Annotated in this window: 15 protein-coding genes, 3 tRNA genes and 3 pseudogenes; 17 read left to right on the top strand and 4 right to left on the bottom strand. The window is 43.2% G+C overall.

Annotated features, from left to right (window positions below):
- The first annotated feature begins 65 nt into the window (after positions 1 to 65).
- From HT574_RS15070 to HT574_RS15040, 7 genes and pseudogenes are all read left to right on the top strand, one after another.
- A pseudogene (locus HT574_RS15070) lies at positions 66 to 955 on the top strand (transposase).
- A 558-nt stretch (positions 956 to 1,513) separates the two neighbouring features.
- Positions 1,514 to 2,308, top strand: a complete 795-nt coding sequence (locus HT574_RS15065; protein ID WP_175245232.1) for an SGNH/GDSL hydrolase family protein — start codon at positions 1,514 to 1,516, stop codon at positions 2,306 to 2,308.
- Positions 2,305 to 3,219, top strand: a complete 915-nt coding sequence (locus HT574_RS15060; protein ID WP_175245231.1) for an ABC transporter ATP-binding protein — start codon at positions 2,305 to 2,307, stop codon at positions 3,217 to 3,219. Before HT574_RS15065 ends, HT574_RS15060 begins: the two co-directional genes overlap by 4 nt.
- Positions 3,212 to 4,192: an ABC transporter permease gene (locus HT574_RS15055; RefSeq protein ID WP_175245230.1), complete on the top strand. Its 981-nt coding sequence runs from the start codon at positions 3,212 to 3,214 to the stop codon at positions 4,190 to 4,192. The genes HT574_RS15060 and HT574_RS15055 overlap by 8 nt, the downstream gene beginning before the upstream one ends.
- A 180-nt stretch (positions 4,193 to 4,372) precedes the next feature.
- Positions 4,373 to 4,446 (top strand) — tRNA-Pro (locus tag HT574_RS15050).
- A gap of 11 nt (positions 4,447 to 4,457) precedes the next feature.
- A tRNA-Ala gene (locus HT574_RS15045) sits at positions 4,458 to 4,530 on the top strand.
- A gap of 12 nt (positions 4,531 to 4,542) precedes the next feature.
- Positions 4,543 to 4,635: transfer RNA gene (locus HT574_RS15040), tRNA-Ser, on the top strand.
- 122 nt (positions 4,636 to 4,757) lie between these two features.
- Here HT574_RS15040 and HT574_RS15035 read toward each other — a convergent pair.
- A complete protein-coding gene (locus HT574_RS15035) occupies positions 4,758 to 5,393 on the bottom strand; it encodes an FMN-dependent NADH-azoreductase (RefSeq protein WP_175245229.1) in 636 nt (211 codons plus the stop codon).
- Positions 5,394 to 5,873: 480 nt separating this feature from the next.
- On the opposite strand from HT574_RS15035, the gene HT574_RS15030 reads away from it, so the two are divergent.
- From HT574_RS15030 to nfsA, 5 genes are all read left to right on the top strand, one after another.
- Positions 5,874 to 6,707 carry a pirin family protein gene (locus tag HT574_RS15030; protein WP_175245228.1) on the top strand — a complete coding sequence of 278 codons (834 nt, stop codon included), beginning with the start codon at positions 5,874 to 5,876 and terminating at the stop codon, positions 6,705 to 6,707.
- Positions 6,708 to 7,205: 498 nt separating this feature from the next.
- Positions 7,206 to 7,850, top strand: coding sequence for an SdpI family protein (locus HT574_RS15020; RefSeq protein WP_175245227.1), 645 nt, complete (start codon positions 7,206 to 7,208; stop codon positions 7,848 to 7,850).
- Positions 7,851 to 8,072: 222 nt separating this feature from the next.
- Complete coding sequence (locus HT574_RS15015; RefSeq protein WP_175245226.1) at positions 8,073 to 8,507, top strand: SRPBCC family protein; 435 nt, start codon at positions 8,073 to 8,075, stop codon at positions 8,505 to 8,507.
- 1 nt (position 8,508) lies between these two features.
- On the top strand, positions 8,509 to 8,865 hold the full coding sequence (locus HT574_RS15010; protein ID WP_017436670.1) for an ArsR/SmtB family transcription factor: 357 nt from the start codon (positions 8,509 to 8,511) through the stop codon (positions 8,863 to 8,865).
- 91 nt (positions 8,866 to 8,956) lie between these two features.
- Entirely contained in the window at positions 8,957 to 9,706 is a 750-nt protein-coding gene (gene nfsA, locus HT574_RS15005) for an oxygen-insensitive NADPH nitroreductase (protein WP_175245225.1), read from the top strand.
- Positions 9,707 to 10,866: 1,160 nt separating this feature from the next.
- On the opposite strand, the pseudogene HT574_RS15000 reads toward nfsA, so the two are convergent.
- Positions 10,867 to 11,358: pseudogene (locus HT574_RS15000) on the bottom strand (IS1595 family transposase); the annotation flags it as partial.
- A gap of 244 nt (positions 11,359 to 11,602) precedes the next feature.
- On the opposite strand from HT574_RS15000, the gene HT574_RS14995 reads away from it, so the two are divergent.
- Positions 11,603 to 12,193 carry a cell wall hydrolase gene (locus HT574_RS14995; protein WP_175245224.1) on the top strand — a complete coding sequence of 197 codons (591 nt, stop codon included), beginning with the start codon at positions 11,603 to 11,605 and terminating at the stop codon, positions 12,191 to 12,193.
- 553 nt (positions 12,194 to 12,746) lie between these two features.
- Here HT574_RS14995 and HT574_RS20015 read toward each other — a convergent pair.
- Positions 12,747 to 12,911, bottom strand: a complete 165-nt coding sequence (locus HT574_RS20015; RefSeq protein WP_175245223.1) for a hypothetical protein — start codon at positions 12,909 to 12,911, stop codon at positions 12,747 to 12,749.
- A 96-nt stretch (positions 12,912 to 13,007) separates the two neighbouring features.
- Between HT574_RS20015 and HT574_RS20010 the strand changes: the two genes are divergently transcribed.
- Together HT574_RS20010 and HT574_RS20540 are read left to right on the top strand one after the other, a co-directional pair.
- The gene (locus tag HT574_RS20010; RefSeq protein WP_175245222.1) at positions 13,008 to 13,442 is read left to right on the top strand and encodes a hypothetical protein; all 435 of its coding nucleotides are present in this window, start codon (positions 13,008 to 13,010) and stop codon (positions 13,440 to 13,442) included.
- Positions 13,367 to 13,815: pseudogene (locus tag HT574_RS20540) on the top strand (RNA-guided endonuclease TnpB family protein). Before HT574_RS20010 ends, HT574_RS20540 begins: the two are co-directional and overlap by 76 nt.
- 203 nt (positions 13,816 to 14,018) lie before the next feature.
- Here HT574_RS20540 and HT574_RS14970 read toward each other — a convergent pair.
- A complete protein-coding gene (locus HT574_RS14970) occupies positions 14,019 to 14,726 on the bottom strand; it encodes a polysaccharide deacetylase family protein (protein ID WP_175245348.1) in 708 nt (235 codons plus the stop codon).
- A gap of 110 nt (positions 14,727 to 14,836) precedes the next feature.
- Between HT574_RS14970 and HT574_RS14965 the strand changes: the two genes are divergently transcribed.
- Complete coding sequence (locus tag HT574_RS14965; protein WP_254698694.1) at positions 14,837 to 15,106, top strand: DinB family protein; 270 nt, start codon at positions 14,837 to 14,839, stop codon at positions 15,104 to 15,106.
- Positions 15,088 to 15,177, top strand: coding sequence for a hypothetical protein (locus HT574_RS19995; RefSeq protein ID WP_252120592.1), 90 nt, complete (start codon positions 15,088 to 15,090; stop codon positions 15,175 to 15,177). Before HT574_RS14965 ends, HT574_RS19995 begins: the two co-directional genes overlap by 19 nt.
- The last annotated feature ends 7 nt before the right edge of the window (positions 15,178 to 15,184 follow it).

The raw sequence follows: 15,184 nt of genomic DNA, 5'->3' as shown, positions 1-15,184 counted from the left end.
AAAATCCACCACCTTGGAAATCATATACAGTGACCAAAACCAACTACCAAGGGGTGGACACTATTATGATTTCCAATTGGAACAGCGAACATGCATGGACTTATGAAATGGACCCAATTTTAGAAGTATTATTTCGGTATATCGACTCGCAATCATTGCCAGAAACACCGTATGTGACAGGAAGACCGCCGGTGTCGAAAAAATCGTTGTTGAAATGTTTCTTTTTGAAAACCTATTTTTCCATTGATTCCTTGCGAAAATTAGTGCGTATCCTGCAGCGTTTTCGCTGTTTTCAACGGGCTTGTGGACTTAGTGAAGCCCCTCATCTGTCTACGTTTTCCCGTGCGGCGAAGTGGTTCCGGGAACAAGGATTTTCTATTTTTCATGCACAGCTGCTCCAAGATCTAGAAGTACGGTATCCCCAAATCGTGCTGATCGACAGCACGTTCCTTCAAAGCAGTCTTTACGATTCACAGGCGAAGCGGGGAGTGTCCACCCGATATTACTGGTTTAAAGGATATAAACTCCATCTCTGCACCACTGCCGAGGAAATCATTTTATCTCATGTGTTAACCACAGCGAACCGGAATGATGCGGCAGTGGCATCAGCATTGCTCGCTTTTTTAGGGCAATGGGAGATTGAGTTCGTGTTAGGGGATGCCGCGTATGATAGTGAAAAGGTTCGACAAACAGCCGAACAAGCAGGAATCCTATTCATTTCTCTCATCAACCGCCGCAATAGCGAGGAACGGAAAGATGCCTATGGCCGGGTTCTTCCTGTTGTGTTGAAAACGAGATTTGGCCAATGGCTGTTTGGGCTTCGCCGCGGGCTTGAACGGGTATTAATGAGTTAAAGAGCGATGGGGTGGAACAACCCCGATGGTATGGATTTCATCGATATTTACTGCATGTGTTATGTTGCATCCTTATGCATAACTTCGAGTTTTTACTCTAGTTTTGCAACACCATCAATGTTTAGAAAATCAGAAGATACCCTACCTTTTTCTTTTGGTGTAGCCAAATGCTTGACACAAAGTTTTATACATCATCAACGGCAGGGCTGTTGTTGATTTATGGAAAACTACGGAAACATTTGAAAGACAATCAGTAAAGTACATCTTTGCGAAAAAGAAGAAGGCCTGTATCCAGTTAGGATCAAGCTTCTTTGCTTCTAATAAGATTTGATTATATGGCTAGTTTATATATACAGGCGAGGAAACACCTCGTTTATTTTTATTTTATTTGTTTGTACGGTTTTTAAGTAACATCTTAGCTTACTATAGAAATTTTCCCTAGTTCTGATCAACACCACATGATCACATTTCCAGCATGATCATGGTCGAGAAATGATTTCAGGAATTGCAGGAAGTGGTTCGTCAGTGAATAAAAAATCCTCTTGTAAAGTGAAAAAAGCTCCCACAAAAACTTGATTCACGAGAATACCCGGATTAGGCAACATCCGTGAAAATGTTGTATGATAAAAAAACAATGGAAAAGCAGAAAGGATGATTGCATGCGACGCGGTATTGTAGGCACCATCACGATTGTATCGGTGCTGGCAGGAATATTATGGCTTGGCGGTCTTGCCATAACCATTCAAGATCAATTTTTTTCCACCGCGATGCCGCCGGCAGACACGACAAAATATACAAAAGAGAAAAAAGCGGATAGCCGTGAAATTTATATTGTCGCCCTCGGCGATTCGCTGACAAGAGGAACGGGAGACGAAAGCGGAAAAGGATATGTCGGCTATATGGTCGATCAGCTCCGCAAAAAAACAACGAAGCCGATTCGCGTGACTAATTTGGCCATTAAAGGACAGCGCTCTGATGGACTTCTTAAGCAATTAGGTCAAACCGAGATCCAGCGGCAGCTAAAACTAGCCAATATCGTTGTGATGACCATCGGCGGGAACGATTTGTTTCAAGGTGGAGAAGCGCTCAAGCTTACGCCAAAGCAAATCGAGCAGGCAAAAGACTCGTACTTGCGCAACTTAGACCGCGTTTTTCAAACGATTCGCCGCGTTAATAAAGATGCCGTTGTTTTTTACATCGGTCTTTACAATCCGTTTAGCGACCTCGGCGATGCGAAGAAAACATCAGCGATCGTAAGGCAGTGGAATTTTGCTTCGGCAGAAACGGCGGCTCGCTATCCGAATATTATTGCGGTCCCGACCTTCGATTTATTTGCGTTGCATGTGAATGATTATTTATACAGCGACCACTTTCATCCGAATAAAGAAGGATACAAACGGATTGGCGAACGCGTCGCTTCTTTAATTACATTCACAGAGGGGGACAAAAAGTGACGAAGCAGGCAACCTTAATCGTTGAAAATTTGCGCAAAACGATTCGCCGCAAAGAAATTATCAAAGGAATTTCCTTTGAACTAAAAGAGGGGGAAGTGTTCGGCTTTTTAGGGCCAAACGGCGCGGGAAAAACGACAACCATCCGCATGCTCGTCGGGCTCATCAAGCCGACAGCGGGGCATATTTCCATCTGCGGCTATGACCTGGAGCGCCAGTTTACCGAAGCGATCCGCCACATCGGCTGTATTGTCGAAAATCCTGAATTATATCCGTATTTAAGCGGCTGGGAAAACCTCGAACATTTCGCGCGCATGGTTCGCGATATTCCAAAAGAACGGATTGTGGAAGTGGTGGAGTTAGTCGGCTTGCAAAACCGCATCCATGATCGTGTTAGCACGTATTCGCTCGGGATGCGGCAGCGTCTTGGCATTGCGCAGGCGCTGTTAGGAAAGCCGAAAGTGCTGATTTTGGACGAGCCGACCAACGGGCTTGATCCTGTCGGCATACGCGAAATGCGTGAATTTATCCGCTTTTTGGCGGAAACGGAAGGATTGAGTGTGCTCGTCTCCTCGCATCTGTTAAGCGAAATCCAATTAATGTGCGACCGAGTGGCGATTATGGCAAAAGGGACGTTGCTTCGGGTTGATACGGTGGAACATCTGTTAAAAGAACAGGCGCGTGTCGTGTGGAAGGCCGAGCCGCTGGAAACGGCGCAAGCGATATTAGCCGCCGAAACGTCGATTTTTCGAACCGATGGGGATACGCTGATCACTCCGTACGAACCAAAAAAACTCTCCGTTTGGAACAAAAAGCTTGTCGAAGCAGGGGTTGCCGTCCATGAAATTCAGCCGAAACTGCCGACGCTCGAGGATTTGTTCATTGAATTGACGGGAGGGGAGACGATTGAGTAGCCTCGTGTACAACGAAATGTTAAAAATTGTCCGCAAAAAGCGGTTATGGGTCATTGCGGCGATTGTCGCCGTGCTCGTTGTCCTTTTTACATACGCGCAATATAAGCGGGTGCAGGAAATACAGGAACGGCTCGGAACGACGGATTGGCGGACGCAGCTGCAGCAGCAGATTATCGACGCGCAAAACCGTCTCAATTCGAGCAGTATTTCTGACGAATGGCGTAAATATTTGCAAATTCGCCTAAAGCAGCAGCAATACTATTTAGAGCATGACATCAACCCATCCGCTCCTGGTGCGCCGACGTTTATGCGCATGTTTATCGAAAACGCGATCGACTTGTTTCTCCCGCTTCTTGTTATGGTCATCGCCGCTGATTTAGTATCGTCGGAAGCGAGCGGGGGCACGATTAAGCTCTTGTTGACGCGGCCGGTTAAAAGAGGGGCGATTTTGCTCAGCAAATACATCGCGCTGTTATTGTCGATTTCATTTATTTTGCTTACGGTTGCTCTTTTGTCGTATTTCATTTCTGGAGCGGTGTTCGGATACGAAGGATGGCGGCTCCCGTTATTGACAGGGTTTGTCCCCCAAGGAGAAGAACTGAATACAGCAAACGTTCATATGCTTCCGCAGTGGAAGTATGTGCTCATGGAATTAGGGCTGTCCTGGTTTGTGTGCATTGTGGTGGGGACATTGACGTTTATGCTTTCCGTCTTGATGCGCAGCACCGCCGCAGTGATGGGGATTATGCTTGCGGCATTGATTTCGGGAGCGATTTTGTCCAATATGGTGTCTTCCTGGCACTCGGCAAAATATTTGTTTATGGTCAATCTTCGCCTTACGGATTACATTAGTGGGGAAGCGCCGCCGATTGAAGGAATGACGCTCGGATTTTCCATGACGGTGTTAGCGGTGTGGGGGCTTGCGGCGCTCGCAATCTCGTTTATAGTGTTCACAAAGAGAGATATATATTAAAAAGGGACGTCTGGAAGCAGATTCGTCCCTTTTTTGCATGCTCTCTGCCACTTTGACTGCTGTGAACACGTGATTTGTCTATCCCTGCATGCCCAGGCAAAAATTTTTTTAAAAAAAGTATTGACTATATTATTTTTTTTAGATAGAATACTAATTGCCGTTAACGTTAGCGGTTGTAATCGGGAAGTAGCTCAGCTTGGTAGAGCACACGGTTCGGGTCCGTGAGGTCGCAGGTTCAAATCCTGTCTTCCCGATCATTCGTGATGGGGCCTTAGCTCAGTTGGGAGAGCGCCTGCCCCGCACGCAGGAGGTCGTCGGTTCGAATCCGATAGGCTCCATCTTCTACATACGGAGGAGTACCCAAGCCTGGCTGAAGGGGTCGGTTTCGAAAACCGATAGGGGTGTCAAAGCCCGCGGGGGTTCGAATCCCTCCTCCTCCGCCATTATTATTAGCTACATACTAAAAAATTTGGAACATAAAGCTTACCGATACAATCGGCAAGCTTTTTTATTTTTTTAAAATAGAAATGCCCGCCTCTTATCAAAGGAACAGGTCATCAGTTCGTTAAAAATTTTTTGCCGCTTGTTCAGCTTGTTTAATTGCATTTTGTTTAATTGCCTCGGCTTCATTCGGGAATTGTGCCATTCCTTCGACAAAAATGGACTGAACATCAGTGATGCCGATAAAGTTGAGCACCGCCCGTAAATAACGGTCTCCAAATTCCATTTCTTTCATTGGTCCTTCTGAATAAATTCCACCGCGGGCTTGAATGTGCATGGCTTTTCTTCCTGTTAACAGCCCTACCGGACCATTTTCTGTGTAACGGAACGTTTTTCCTGCGATACAAATGGTATCGATATAAGCTTTCATTTTCGGCGGAAAACTAAAATTCCACATCGGTGTGACAAACACGTATTTATCTGCATTGATAAATTGATCGGTTAGCTGATTGATGCGACTGATTTTTTGTTTTTCTTCCTCGCTTAACTGTTCAAATGCCTGTCCTTGTTGCAGTTTGTCCCAGCCGTTTAATACATCGGTATCAATAAAAGGGACATCGGTACGATAAAGGTCTAATTCGACAATCTCGTCTTGTGGATGTTGTTGTTTATAAGCGTTAAGAAACGCTCTGCCGACGGATAAGCTGTAAGATTCTTCTTCCCGTTTTGGGTTTGCTGTAATGTACAGTAATTTAGCCATGATCATTCTCCTTTCGCTGCTGTGAATAGTTTGTCAAACACTATATACATCCATGTATGGCCTATCGCAATAAATGGCATAGTGCTTTAACGTTGATATCATAATGCAACTCGATTGCTTTTGTAAAATAATATGCTTTTTAGATAAAAGTATAATACATCAGTAAATAATATAAGTATCTTATCAGGGAAAAATATTGTAAAATACAGGAGAGAAAGGAGTGAATTGTCTGCGCCGCAGACATGTTCACACTCCTGGCAACGATGTTCGAATATCGCAAAGAAATTCCGCTTGATGGTGTTCCAAATGCGAGGAGTATGATGAGGCAGTAGCAACAAATGAAAAAAGCCAATTTCCTATCCGTTTGAATGATATAGGAATACATGATGTAACAAAGTAAATCGTTTGCATTCATCCGTTGTGTGGAGTACGATACAGATGAAAAATTCGATTTCGAACAACCATAAGGGGGACAATTAAATGCCAGTACAGCGTCGCATCCGCCGCGTGAAAACGGTGCAAATCGAAACAAACAGCCCGATTCATCGCAGCGGGCCGGTGCTAGAGCCGGGAAATTGGGAAGAGTACGATCCGTTTTTGATGCTGATGGAGGATATTTTCCAAAGAGGGACATTTGACTTTCATCCGCATCGCGGCATTGAAACCGTTACGTATGTGATTGACGGACAGCTGGAACATTTTGATAGCAAAGCCGGTCACGGTACGCTTGGTCCCGGGGATGTGCAGTGGATGACGGCAGGCCGAGGAGTAATTCATAAAGAAGATCCGGCGCCAGGCTCGACCGTACATAGTTTGCAACTATGGATTAATTTGCCGAGCGAGAAAAAAATGACCGAACCGCGCTATCAAAATTTAAAGGCCGAAGAGATGCCGGTCCGCCAAGAAGAAGGGGCGCTTATCCGCGTCTTTTCCGGGTCATCGAAAGGAGTAAAAGCCCCGACGCTCAACCATGTTCCTGTAACAATGGTGGAAATGATGCTGGAACCGGGAGCAAGCGTCGTGCAAGATTTACCGGGAAGCTACAACGGATTTCTTTACATTTTGGAAGGGAGCGGTGCATTCGGCGCTGATGCCACCGAAGGAAAAGCAGGGCAAGTGTTATTTTTAAGCCGCGCTGAAGGCGAGTCGGAAAGTGAAATTACCGTCACCGCCAATGAAAAGCTGCGCGTTCTCCTTTATGCCGGCGAGCCGGTTAACGAGCCGATAGTCGCTTACGGACCGTTTGTCATGAACACGCAAGAAGAAATCCGCCAAGCGATCCGCGATTATCAAGAGGGGAAATTTGTCGAGTAACCGTAAAAAAAGCGCTCCGATATGGAGCGCTTTTTTATAGCAAAAATATTTGTAAAATTCGGATTAAATAGGTACAATTGTATTACCATGCTACAGGGAGGGAAATGGTTGCAAAACTCTCCATGTTATTTTGCTTTGGTGATGTTATTGACCCTTTGAGTGCTCTTTTTTCTTGTGTTGTTTTCCATTATTTCAGCATCGTATCACATTTTGTTTAGATGGGGACAAATACAGTGTTGTTTCTGAATAATAATGGAAGCGAGGAAAGGACATAAAATAGAATTTTTAGGAACGGGTGAAGCGGTGACGATTCCCCAATGTCGCGTACGCGCCGAGGCGCGTGCGAAAGGAATCCCTTACGGCTAACTTATCGAAGCAGGCGGATTTAGTGCACATCGAAAAAGAAGGGCAGTACATCCATTATTCGATTAACACGACCGTCTTGCAAGATGTGTTAACGTGGCTTTTATCTTTGCAAGAAGGAAAGGGGAAGGAGGAATGAAAAAGCATTGGTATTTTTTCTTGTTGATCATCATTAGTGCAGGATTTTCCTTATGGGCATATCCACAGCTGCCGGAGAAAGTTCCGATTCATTGGAATTTTTCGGGAGAAGTGGATGGCTATTCATCAAAGCTTTTTGCCGTTTTCGCTACTCCGGTTTTAATGATGTTGATTTACGGAATGCTAATGGGCGTGCCGAAAATTGATCCGCGTAAAGACAATTTCCAAAAATTTAAGGGAGTGTATCGTATTTTCGTGAATGTAACGCTGACTTTTTTCGGCGCTGGTCATCTTTCTATTATTTTCAGCGGACTCGGCTATCATGTCAATATCGATTGGATTGCAAATATAGGATTAGGTCTGCTTTTTATCATTCTCGGAAACTATATGCCAAAAATCAAAGCGAATTATTTCATAGGCATCCGCACGCCGTGGACGCTGGAGAATGAGACCGTTTGGGCGCACACGCACCGGTTTGGCGGCAAAGTATTTTTCATTGGCGGAATCATCATCATCGTATCCGCTTTTGCCCCATCCTCCATTCGCGCTGTGCTTCTTATTGCGTCTATCGTCTGTATCGCAATCGTACCGGTGGTGTATTCTTATGCCGTTTATAAAAAGGTGGTTGATAAATATAATTAAGGAAAGCGGCGCGTCGTGATCGACAAACGCTCTTTTCGGCGTTTTTGGAGAGGTGGCAACCAATTCCGTTGACCGTCTCTTTTTTATTGCCAATTTGTTGTAAAAAGTTGAAGGAGGATAAGTAGTACACTCGCCATTTTACTATTGATATGAAACCAAATGGTTTCGTATAATCAAAATGAAACCAAAAAGTTTCATAACTAAAATGTGGAGGTTGAAACAATGACAACACAAAATACAGCGAACGGCATGTTGCCACATATTCGCCACACGATGGTTTTTCAAGCGCCGATTCAAAAAGTTTGGGAGGCGGTTTCTACTTCAGAGGGGCTTGCGGCTTGGTTTATGCCCAATGATCTTCAGCCTACGGTCGGCCATGAGTTTCATTTAAACGCCGGGCCTTTTGGAATGTCTCCGTGTAAAGTAATCGAAGTCGATCCGCCTCATCGCTTGTCTTTTCGCTGGGGGAAAGACTGGACCGTTACTTTTGAGCTAAAAGAGCTGAATAAGCAGCAAACAGAGTTTACGCTTATTCATTCCGGCTGGGATGCGAATAAAGTGACGGAATTTGGCGAATCTCATACCATCGTACGCAATCGGATGGATCAGGGATGGGCCAAGCTTTGCAAATCTTTAGGCGCGTATGTCGAGGCGTAGTATGGCTGCTTTATCACGCAAGCATGACGTCTTTCAGGCCATCGCTGATCCTACCCGACGCAAGCTGCTGCGATTGTTGGCCGATAAGGAAATGCCCGTTACCGTCATCTGCGGCCATTTTCCGATCAGCCGGACGGCTGTGTCGAAACATTTGCGGATTTTAGCGGATGCCGGACTTGTGAAGGAGAGAAAGGTCGGGCGGGAAACGCGATACCGTTTAGAACCAACTCCGTTGTTGGAATTAAAGGAATGGCTGTCCTTTTATGAACGATTTTGGGATAACAAAATGGCGATGCTCAAACACTATGTGGAAAATGGTAAAGGACATATTGTTGATGCTGATGGTGATGATAAATAAACGTCTTGGAAAGAGTCAATCATTTTTTGGCTCTTTCTTTTTTTGGTATTATAAAAAGCAAAGCCATCAATTGATAGGGGAGGCATTCGCTATGAATCCAGTCATTGAAACGATTTTGCGGCACCGTTCGATTCGTCAATTTGAAGACCGCCCGTTAACGGACGAGCAAATTCGTACGATCGTCGAGTGCGCGCAAGCCGCGTCGACATCGAGTTTTATTCAAGCGTATTCGATCATTGGTGTTAAGGATAAAGAGATGAAACGTAAGCTGGCGGAATTAGCGGGAAATCAATCTTATGTCGAACATAATGGCCATTTCTTCGTGTTTTGCGCCGATCTTCACCGCCACGAAGTGATTGGCGAAGTGGAACAAAAAGATGTGCTGCCATCGCTCGAGAGCACGGAAAAGTTTATGGTTGCGCTTGTTGATACAGCGCTGGCGGCGCAAAACGCAGCCATCGCCGCCGAATCGATGGGGCTCGGCGTTTGCTATATCGGCGGGCTGCGCAACAACTTGCCGGAAGTGTGCAAGCTGTTGAAAGTGCCGAAGCGGGTCATTCCTCTCTTCGGGCTTGCCGTCGGCTACCCGGCGCAGCAGCCTGACAAAAAACCGCGCCTGCCGTTTGAACACGTATACCATGAAGAAACGTATGAACAAGACCGCAGCAAATTCGAAGAGCAGCTGAAACAATATAACGACATCGTTTCCGCGTATTACGAAAAGCGGACAAACGGCAAACGCCGCGACACATGGACCGGGCAGATGGCCAACATGCTCAGCACCCCGGTGCGCATGTATATGAAAGAATTTGTAGAAGGAAAAGGGTTCAATCTTCGTTAATCTCGCTTCGGCATGAAGCGAGGTTTTTTAGGTTGATTGACCACATTTGACCACGCTTTATTTCTGTATGGCTTTGGTGAATTTTTGAACTGTTTCTTCTTGCGTGTCCGGCGTTATGGGAGAATACACGTCTAACGTCATTGGGAGCAAAGGAATGTCCTAGACGTTTGCCGACCGCTTTTACGCCGGGGAGGGTCTTTTTGAAATGGTTGAAAAGCTTAAATCTAAACGAGATTGGATAAGCCGTAAATATAAATTTGCCCAAGGATCAAATAAGACTCTCTATTTAGACTGTTTGGGCTGAAAATGAAAAATTAAAAGAGTTCTATTTTAATAATAGCTTAGAGTATGTAGGTGACTTTCCTGAAGAAAACTATTTCATTAGTGTTTTTAAATTTAACAAAAAATCACTTGTTGAACTCCATGGAAAAACAATACATACTTCCGCCATCTGTGATGAAGCTCACTTCATGTTTATAGCAGCGGCATTATCTTTGGTACAGTTTCCAATGCATCAGCAACGATTAACTATGGGGAGAAAGTTGCGGCAGTAGCAGCAAGTTATATAGGAAGCCCTTATAAGTATGGGGGTACAACACCAAAAGGATTTGATGCGAGTATAGGTGCTAAGTGAGTCATTAAGTAAATAAAAAAGGCTATATTAAAGTTTCTTGTTGATGTTTGACTCATTTGTCCTATTTTGAAAGAGCGTAAAGAGAAAAATTCTTTTTCTCGGCTGTTTCTTCTAAAGTGGGGCACTTTTTGTCTTCGCTAAAAATATGTAAATCAAAATGAAAACCACCCTTTATAGGGATGGTCTTTTTACTTACTACGCTCATTCATACCCTTTAACTGTTCTCTTTATTTTGAGAAGACGCATGCTGTTTCCTTATTCTCCAAATAAACAAAAAAAATAAGAGGATGACACCTACACTAATCCCCATTAATTGGTCCAGCAACAGTTCTCCCGTTTTGAAGTAGTGAAAAGTAAAAGTTCCGCCAAATATTAAGACTATTAGAAAGGCAAATCGTATAAGATATGAATTTATTTTCACAAGTTCCCCCCCCTTTACAAAAAGTCTAACTCTATATTACCATTATTTCTCTAAAATCACTTTAATTTTCTAACTAAATTAAACTGCATTTTTCAAACTTAATAATCAGATTGAAAATTTAAAGAGGCGAATGCTTTCATATGTATCGTTCATTTCAAACGGGAAAGCAGATAACAGCATATCTTTCATATTCTGTTTGGTGCTCTCGTGACTACGACTATCCACGAATAAGAACCAAGCTAATAGTTGTCAAGATGCTTACTTGCCATACCTTTGAATCGGTCCATCCATTGTTTTAAGCGGCTGTGAAAATCGTTTACATTCTGAATGTGGTAGATGCCTTTGATGACATGTGTACCATCATCAGATTTGATTCGATAATGTTGCAATCCTTTTTCTTTGGCATACGTCTTGTAAGCTCTCGAAGCGTCTGTAACCAATTATATTCTCGCTACGGAGTTTCGGGACGATAACTTTATCTACTTTAGATTTGACCGCACGCCCCACCCAAGTAACCTTTGCAATCGTTGCTTTAGTTCTATCACTAGCCACCAGAATGCAGACCCGTTCTTTGCTTAAGCCACGATGTTTGGACTTGCTTAATTACAGAGATAAGGTTTACAAAATGACCATAGACCAAATTGGTGAAGGTGAAATGGAAAACTATATCAATGAGTTATAAAGAAGTAGGCTCGTTCCTACTTCTTTTTATTTTTTTGTAATAGTAATGTAACCTCTACGTAATTTACGTTTTATATTATTCGGATATAAAAAATACTACATAGCTCGTGAGATAGAGAGAATCGAGCTAAATATAAAATGAAGGAGAGTGCAAAACCCTATGAGAAAACTAATTGCGATAACAGCATTAGGATTATCTATGCTAATTGCCCCTCCTGCTTTTGCTTATGAAGTTAAAAGTGGAGATACAATGAGCGAAATTGCAGAGGAACATGGAATAACCCTGTATGAACTATCAAGGGCTAACCCACAAATCAAAAATGTTAATTTGATTTATGTTGGTCAAAATATTGTAATACCAGGGAAAAATGAATATAAACCAGTAACTAATGCGACGCCTTACGAAAAAGATTTACTTGCAAGATTGGTTCGAGCTGAAGCTGAAGGTGAACCATATGATGGAAAAGTCGCTGTTGCGATAGTGGTGTTGAACCGAGTTGACCATCCTCAATTTCCTAATTCTATTAAAGAAGTAATCTATCAGCCTGGACAGTTCACACCAGTTAGTAACGGTGCAATCAATCAACCTGCTGATGCTGAAAGTATTAAAGCAGTTGAAGAAGCGTTAGCTTACGATCGTTCAAAAGGTTATGGTTCACTGTTCTTCTATAATCCAAAAACTTCACATTCTCATTGGCTGGATAGTAGACCAACAACAGTTGTAATAGGAAACCACGTATTTAAAAAATAATTGGAGAGCTTTATGCTCTCCCTTTTTTTATCACTCTTATTTCTTCCATTATGGGATTGATCCCGCTTTTTTGCGTGACTACACTTGATCCCGCTTTATTTCTGTAGGGATTTGGCGAATTTTTGAGTTGCTTGCTTTGGAGAATACACGTCTAATGTCATCGAGGCAGAGGAATGTCCTAGATGTTCACTGACCACTTTCACGGCGGAAAGGACTTTTTGAAATGGTTGAAAACTAAAAATGACATAAAAAATGGAGTGCAAACTGGTAACAGTTTGGTCACTCCATTTTTGTTGTTAAATGAAGCTTTTAACATTTTTCTCGAGAAGTCTCCTTTCCTCTAAACGGAGTGAAAGAGGAAGAGGAATCGGGAAGTTTTTGGTTCTCCAAAACGAACATATGTCCTATAATCAAACTATCCTATCAGGTAAGGAAAGAAGAGATTCTCATGCTTCGTGGCCAAAAAGTGTTCTTTCAGGCATCGAAAGCGGATTTGGATCGCTTGTACGCCTGCAATCGGGAATCCGTCCGTGTTTGGAATGAATGCCTCCGCTTAGCCAAAGAATACTTTTTCCAACATGGATGCTGAATCACCAAAAGCGAGCTGCAAAAACAAACGAAAACAAAGTTCCATCTTCACAGTCAATCGATTCAAGCCGTCTGCTACCAATACCTCTTCGCAAGGCAAGCCGCACACCACGCGATTCAACAAGGACATGCTGCCCGTTATCCCTACAAGAAAAAGAAGTACTTCCCAACGAAATGGGCGAAAGACAGTTTCAAGGTTTACGAAAACGGAAAAATTGAACTCTCCATGGGTATTCATCATGGAAAACGGGAAAAACCGATCGTCGTGTATGCGTCGCATCTGCCAAAAGGAATGATCAAAGAAATCGAATGCTGCTTTGATCAAGGTCTTTATTTGGCCGTGATGCATGAGGATGGACAAAAGGCAACAGCGTACAAACCGGGTTCATCGGTCGGAGTCGATCTTGGAGAAGTGCACACCATCGGCGCTTTGGTGAAAATGGACAAGCCCTCCTTATCACGGGAAGAAAAATACGCTCCCTTCACCGATTGCGGAATAAAAAACTGGCGGAGATTCAGCGGCGCTAATCGAAATATCAAAAAGGATCACGCCGATGGAAAAAGTATAAGCGGGCGAAACAATACGTGTTATCGAAATCCGAAAGACAGCTGCGGGATGCGCTCCATAAAACGACGAAACAGTTTGTCGACTGGTGTTTGAAGCAATCCGCCTCCGATGTGTATATCGGAAACGTCGAAGGAGTAGAGCGGAACACGAGAAAGAAAAAACGTACGAGCCGCAAACAAGCGCAAAAGCTCTCGAATTGGTCATTCGGGAAAGTAAAGCAGTATCTCGCTTATAAGCTGGCCCAACATGGCATTCGCTTGCATGAAATCAAAGAGTCATATACCAGCCAGACATGTCCTGTCTGCTAAAAGAGAAAAAAGTGTCTTCCCGCCTGTTTGTGTGCCAGTGTGGGTATGAAGAACATCGGGACATTCATGGCGCGAAAAATATATTAAGCAAGGCGCTGCATGGTACCTTTGTGCATTGGAACGTACAAACGAATCTGACGTATCTACGGATTGCGTAAGCAGGAAGTAGTGAAAGGGTTGGACCGCCCCATCGGTGTGGTGCCGATGTTTTACTTGACACATCCAGAAGGCTTCCGATGCACTCATCGAGTGGAAGGAGACCGCCTTCTTCCGCGCAGAAGCTTCTTCGATGGGGATGGTAAGAAACTCCCACCTCTTCATGGAATGAAGGTGGGAGAGGTTCATAGCAATTTCCTATTCATTACTTATTCTTTAATTTCTGTAGTTCATTAACTGTGACAAATTGATAACCTTTTTTTGATAAAGAATCTAATATTCCTTCAATAGTTTTTAGTTCGTTATCAGTATCATCATACATTGGATGTAACAAAATGATGGCTCCTGGTTTTACATTTTTGTTTACATAGTTCACTTTGTCAGAAACCGAAGAATAATAGGTGTCGGGCTCAAGACTCCATGTAATGGTTTGTATGTGATGTTTTTTCAAATAATAGGGTAAACCAATAAGTTTTTTTCCATTAGGTGGACGAAAGTCTATTTCACCTTTATAACCTGTTTTTCGAATCAATTGGTTGGTCATTTCAATTTCCTGCTTGATAAAAGAAAGCTTTTTGAAAATCATTCGTTGATGAGAATACGTATGATTTCCCATTTGATGTCCAGATTCTGCGATCTCTTTTCCTAACTTTAGATTTTTCTTCAGTTCATTTCCAATAACAAAAAAGGTAGCCTTCGCATTGTATTTATGCAAAAGAGGCAATATTTTCTCTACATTTTTTGTCGGCCCGTCATCAAAAGTCAACGCAACTACTTTTTGGTTTGTATCTACGTGACTAGTTAATCCGCCAAATAACTGGTATGTTCTTGAATTCATTAACTTATATGTACCGAATAAAAAAAATAATAATACTAGCGAAATTATCCCATATATGACTATTCTTTTTTTCATCATTTGTCTCCTCTCTATCTTAATCGATTTTTTCTTGGGCATTTTATCAGCTAATATTCATGAAAGCAAGTAAAACAGTTATGGTGCTCCCATGGAGGAACGGTCGCGCTTTGAGGAGAATTGCATGGCATATCGTAACCGGTATCCCTGAATTTCTTTCCCACTTCGGACTTACTATTGAAATGATGAAAGACTCAGCCACTGTTCCGTTCTCAGCGAAGGAAATCGCTGAAAGCTTTCGGAAAATCAGTGACGACGCAGCAGAAGCGGTAAAGCAACAGTGGACAGATGAATCCTCCAAGCAAGTTCATCACTGCTCATCAAGCATATCATTCATTGCCGTGGACAAAGGACGGTTCTCATGCGTCAAGCCGGCCTAGAGGTTCATGGAGTTTATGATTCTGCAAAAGAAGAATGGAGTCGTATGGGACAGGGACCTCCTGCGATTTAATAATTTA

It is taken from the genome of Parageobacillus sp. VR-IP, assembly GCF_013357975.1.
Taxonomy (GTDB): Bacteria; Bacillota; Bacilli; order Bacillales; family Anoxybacillaceae; genus Saccharococcus; species Saccharococcus caldoxylosilyticus.
The sequence above is the reverse complement of the archived record's forward strand: the minus strand, read 5'-3'. Positions and strand labels throughout refer to the sequence as shown.

Coding starts and splice junctions, on each gene's coding strand:
- nfsA (WP_175245225.1), top strand. CDS start 8,957: ATGAATCCAGTCATTGAAACGATTTTGCGGCACCGTTCGATTCGTCAA.
- HT574_RS14995 (WP_175245224.1), top strand. CDS start 11,603: ATGAGAAAACTAATTGCGATAACAGCATTAGGATTATCTATGCTAATT.
- HT574_RS15010 (WP_017436670.1), top strand. CDS start 8,509: ATGGCTGCTTTATCACGCAAGCATGACGTCTTTCAGGCCATCGCTGAT.
- HT574_RS15065 (WP_175245232.1), top strand. CDS start 1,514: ATGCGACGCGGTATTGTAGGCACCATCACGATTGTATCGGTGCTGGCA.
- HT574_RS15015 (WP_175245226.1), top strand. CDS start 8,073: ATGACAACACAAAATACAGCGAACGGCATGTTGCCACATATTCGCCAC.
- HT574_RS19995 (WP_252120592.1), top strand. CDS start 15,088: ATGCGTCAAGCCGGCCTAGAGGTTCATGGAGTTTATGATTCTGCAAAA.
- HT574_RS20015 (WP_175245223.1), bottom strand. CDS start 12,911: ATGTCCTTGTTGAATCGCGTGGTGTGCGGCTTGCCTTGCGAAGAGGTA.
- HT574_RS15035 (WP_175245229.1), bottom strand. CDS start 5,393: ATGGCTAAATTACTGTACATTACAGCAAACCCAAAACGGGAAGAAGAA.
- HT574_RS15020 (WP_175245227.1), top strand. CDS start 7,206: ATGAAAAAGCATTGGTATTTTTTCTTGTTGATCATCATTAGTGCAGGA.
- HT574_RS20010 (WP_175245222.1), top strand. CDS start 13,008: ATGGGTATTCATCATGGAAAACGGGAAAAACCGATCGTCGTGTATGCG.
- HT574_RS14970 (WP_175245348.1), bottom strand. CDS start 14,726: ATGAAAAAAAGAATAGTCATATATGGGATAATTTCGCTAGTATTATTA.
- HT574_RS15030 (WP_175245228.1), top strand. CDS start 5,874: ATGCCAGTACAGCGTCGCATCCGCCGCGTGAAAACGGTGCAAATCGAA.